Source organism: Streptomyces sp. NPDC002156, assembly GCF_053593675.1.
The window spans coordinates 1-4,059 of the sequence record NZ_JBSFDA010000332.1 but is presented as its reverse complement, the minus strand read 5'-3'; the positions used below and the strand labels follow the sequence as shown (position 1 = coordinate 4,059).

3 protein-coding genes, 1 tRNA gene and 1 pseudogene are annotated in these 4,059 nt (G+C 70.2%); 3 read left to right on the top strand and 2 right to left on the bottom strand.

The features are described from left to right. Together ACWCRB_RS49300 and ACWCRB_RS49295 are read right to left on the bottom strand one after the other, a co-directional pair. Positions 1 to 327, bottom strand: a pseudogene (locus ACWCRB_RS49300) (hypothetical protein); the annotation flags it as partial. A gap of 162 nt (positions 328 to 489) precedes the next feature. Next, positions 490 to 574, bottom strand: a tRNA-Leu gene (locus ACWCRB_RS49295). Between the two features lie 188 nt (positions 575 to 762). On the opposite strand from ACWCRB_RS49295, the gene ACWCRB_RS49290 reads away from it, so the two are divergent. The 3 genes from ACWCRB_RS49290 (at position 763) to ACWCRB_RS49280 (ending at position 3,883) form a co-directional block, all read left to right on the top strand. Next, the gene (locus tag ACWCRB_RS49290) at positions 763 to 2,088 is read left to right on the top strand and encodes a M20/M25/M40 family metallo-hydrolase (protein WP_451002294.1); all 1,326 of its coding nucleotides are present in this window, start codon (positions 763 to 765) and stop codon (positions 2,086 to 2,088) included. A gap of 222 nt (positions 2,089 to 2,310) precedes the next feature. After that, a complete protein-coding gene (gene chpH / locus ACWCRB_RS49285) occupies positions 2,311 to 2,544 on the top strand; it encodes a chaplin ChpH (protein WP_369034703.1) in 234 nt (77 codons plus the stop codon). Positions 2,545 to 2,671: 127 nt separating this feature from the next. Further along, positions 2,672 to 3,883, top strand: a complete 1,212-nt coding sequence (locus tag ACWCRB_RS49280; RefSeq protein ID WP_451002293.1) for a chaplin family protein — start codon at positions 2,672 to 2,674, stop codon at positions 3,881 to 3,883. The last annotated feature ends 176 nt before the right edge of the window (positions 3,884 to 4,059 follow it).

The following is a 4,059-nucleotide window of genomic DNA, read 5'->3' as shown; positions in this document are numbered from 1 at the left end:
AGGGAACACCTGGCCGAGGGCATGACCGTCGCCGAACTCGCCGAGGTGGCCATCACCTACAGCGACAACGGCGCGGGCAACCTCCGGCTGTGCCTCGGGGGCGGATCGGGGCTGCGACTCCGGGTCGGGCTGTGCCTCGGAGTCGGGCTGCGTCTCGGATTCCGGTTCCGGGGAGGACTCCGGTCCGGCGGCCGGTTCGGCCGCGAGCGGGGCAACGGCCGTGGGGGCGGGCGCGGTTGCGGTCGGATCCGGCGCCGGAGCGGTGGCCCCGGAGACCGGCTCGCCGGCTGCGGACTGTCCTTGGGGGGCGTTCTGTGCGGCGGTCATGACGACGTCCTCCTGGCGGAGCGGCGGCGATCGACGATCACGGTATCCCGGCCGATGGCGCGCCTTCAGCGCGTCCACCACGGCGGTGCGAACCCCCGGGCGGGAGACCTCTACGTGAAGGGGGGAAGCAGAAAACCCCACATAAAGTGGGGTCTCAGCGAGTGTCCGAGGGGGGACTTGAACCCCCACGCCCGATAAAGGGCACTAGCACCTCAAGCTAGCGCGTCTGCCATTCCGCCACCCGGACAAGGTGTCTGTCGCGCGGGGTTCCCCCCGTGGCGACGAGGGAAACATTACCAGGCTTTCGGGGGTGGCCGATCACCCCCTGTCGCCGCGTGAACGGTGTGTGACGGACCCCGCCCGGTCTTGGGGCGCACCGGGTGGGAGCGAGAGGATGGGGGAGGACCACCAGCAGGAACAGTGGGAGGTAGCACCGTGAGCGGGACGGACACGACCAAGGGCGTCACCGGCGAGGACGAGGTCGTGGACCTCTGCCGCGAACTCATCCAGATCGACACCAGCAACTTCGGCGACCACTCGGGACCCGGCGAACGCAAGGCCGCCGAGTACGTCGCCGAGAAGCTCGCCGAGGTGGGGCTTGAGCCGCAGATCTTCGAGTCGCACAAGGGACGCGCCTCCACCGTGGCGCGCATCGAGGGCGAGGACCGGTCCCGGCCGGCGCTGCTCATCCACGGCCACACCGACGTCGTACCGGCCAACGCGGCCGACTGGACGCACCACCCGTTCTCCGGGGAGATCGCGGACGGCTGTGTGTGGGGCCGTGGGGCCGTCGACATGAAGGACATGGACGCGATGACCCTCGCGGTCGTCCGCGACCGGCTGCGCACCGGCCGCAAGCCCCCGCGCGACATCGTCCTCGCCTTCCTCGCGGACGAGGAGGCGGGCGGTACGTGGGGTGCGCGGCACCTCGTCGACAAGCACCCGGATCTCTTCGAGGGCGTCACCGAGGCGATCGGCGAGGTCGGCGGGTTCTCCTTCACCGTCAACGAGAAGCTGCGGCTGTATCTCGTGGAGACGGCCCAGAAGGGCATGCACTGGATGAAGCTGACCGTCGACGGCACCGCCGGACACGGTTCGATGATCCACAAGGACAACGCGATCACCGAACTGTCGGAGGCCGTCGGCCGCCTCGGCCGGCACAAGTTCCCGGTCCGGGTCACCAAGACGCTCCGCCACTTCCTCGACGAACTCGGCGACGCGCTGGGCACCGAGCTGGATCCCGAGAACATGGACGCGACGCTCGCCAAGCTCGGCGGTATCGCCAAGCTGATCGGCGCCTCGCTGCAGAACACCGCCAACCCGACCCAGCTGGGCGCCGGTTACAAGGTCAACGTCATTCCCGGCCAGGCCACCGCGCACGTAGACGCCCGCTATCTGCCCGGCTACGAGGAGGAGTTCCTCGCCGACCTGGACCGCATCCTCGGCCCGAACGTGAAGCGCGAGGACGTGCACGCCGACAAGGCCCTGGAGACCTCCTTCGACGGGGCGCTCGTGGACGCCATGCAGACCGCGCTGGTCGCCGAGGACCCGATCGCCCGCGCCGTGCCCTACATGCTCTCGGCCGGCACCGACGCCAAGTCCTTCGCGGACCTCGGCATCCGCTGCTTCGGCTTCGCACCGCTGAAGCTGCCGCCGGAGCTGGACTTCGCGGGCATGTTCCACGGTGTTGACGAACGTGTGCCGGTCGACGCGCTGAAGTTCGGGGTGCGGGTACTCGACCGTTTCATCGAGGCTTCCTGAATTCCGTGCAGTCTCCGTGCCATTGGGGCCTTCGAACTCCCTCCGCTCTCCCTTCAGTGCGCCCGGAATTACCCGATTGAACGACACTCCAATAATCGTCCGCATGTGCGTAACTGACTGAGAAGAGTGAAGGCGCTCATACGGTCGTAGCCCTAATGCCTCCTCCTCGTTACTGGTGATGCGGTCCGCTACTCGGGATCGCATTGCCAACAAGGAGGAATAATGATCAAGAAGGTCGTCGCCGCTGCGGCTGCCACTGGTGGTCTGGTTCTCGCGGGTGCGGGCCTGGCCGTCGCCGACGCGGGTGCCCAGGGTGCTGCCGTGCACTCCCCGGGTGTCCTGTCCGGCAACGTTGTTCAGGTTCCCGTTCACGTCCCGGTGAACGTCTGCGGCAACACGATCTCCGTGATCGGGCTGCTGAACCCCGCCTTCGGCAACACCTGCGTCAACCACTGATGCTGCGCCTCACTTCGTGAGGTTCTGACTCCCAGCGAGTCTGAGCCTGTCGGCCCCGGAACGCGCCATGCGTTCCGGGGCCGACAGGTCGTTTCACGACACATCACTTGAAGGCAGGGATGCAGGAATGCGAGAGGTCACGCGCAAGGGCCTGATGACCGTGGCGGCCGCGACAGGCGTGATGGCCGCCGCCGGCGGCGCCCAGGCGCATGCCGACTCGGGTGCGAACGGCGCCACCTCCAACTCACCCGGTGTGCTGTCCGGCAACACGGTGAGCGCACCGGTGAGCGTGCCGGTCAACGCATGCGGCAACACCGTGAGCGTCGTCGGTCTGCTCAACCCGGCGATGGGCAACAAGTGTGCCAACGGCGGCGGTGGCGGCAAGGGCGGCGGCGGTAACGGCACACCGGGCGGACACGGCAACCACGGGAACCACGGGAACCAGGGCAGCCATGGCGGTCACGGCAACCAGGGCCACCACGGTGGTCACGGCGGCCAGGGAGGCCACGGCTCGTCCGGCGGGTACGGCGAGGACGGAGGGTACGGCGGCCACGGCTCCCCCGGCGGTTACGGCGGTTACGGCGGGTACGACGGCTATGGCGGTCACGGCGGCCCGGGTGGGTACGGCGACTCGGGCACCCCGGGTGGCTTCGGGTACCCGGGCAGTCCTGGCGGCTCCGGCGACTGGGCCGACTGGAGCGGCTGGGAGGGCTCGTACGCCGGCGGATACGCCACCGACTCGCCGGGCGTCGGGTCCGGCAACCACGTGGAGGCGCCGGTCGACGCACCGGTCAACCTCTGCGGCAACACCATCGACGTCGTCGGTCTGCTCAACCCGTCGCTGGGCAACGAGTGCTCGAACACCGGGGACGACTCGGGCGGCGGCCACCCGGCACCCCCTCCTGAGACCGGCCACCCGGGCACACCCCCCGGTTACGGCGAGGAAGCCCCGCCCCCGGGCTACGGCGAGGAGACCCCGCCCCCGGCCGGCCCGGAGCAGCCCAGCCGGCCGCAGCCGCCCCAGCCCGCCACCCCGGCGCAGCCGGTCACCCCGCAGTACCCGGCCACTCCGCAGCACCCGGGAACCCCGGCGCAGCCGAACGGTCCCTCCCGGCCCGGGTCGCCGCTCACGCCGCCCAGTTCCCCGAACGTCGTGACACCCTCGGCCGACTCCGCCTACGTCGACCAGAGCGGTGCGCGGACCGTTCCGCAGCCCCGGGCCGCCGCGCAGCTCGCGCACACCGGTGGTGACCTGCCGTTGGGTGTCGCCCTGCCGGTGGGCGCGGGCATGCTGCTCGCGGGCACCGTCCTCTACCGCAAGGCACGCCCCCAGGCGTAGACCCGTACGGAAATTCCGTACGAACAGGAGAAAACCGCCGCACGGTCACCCGGCGGCGTACTGAACGGAGCGGGCCCCGCAGACGCGGGGCCCGCGCCGGGTTGGTGGGGTCGGGGGCCCCTTGTGGGGCCCCCAGGGGACTGTTACCCCCACCCCCCCACACCCCGCCGCTGGCG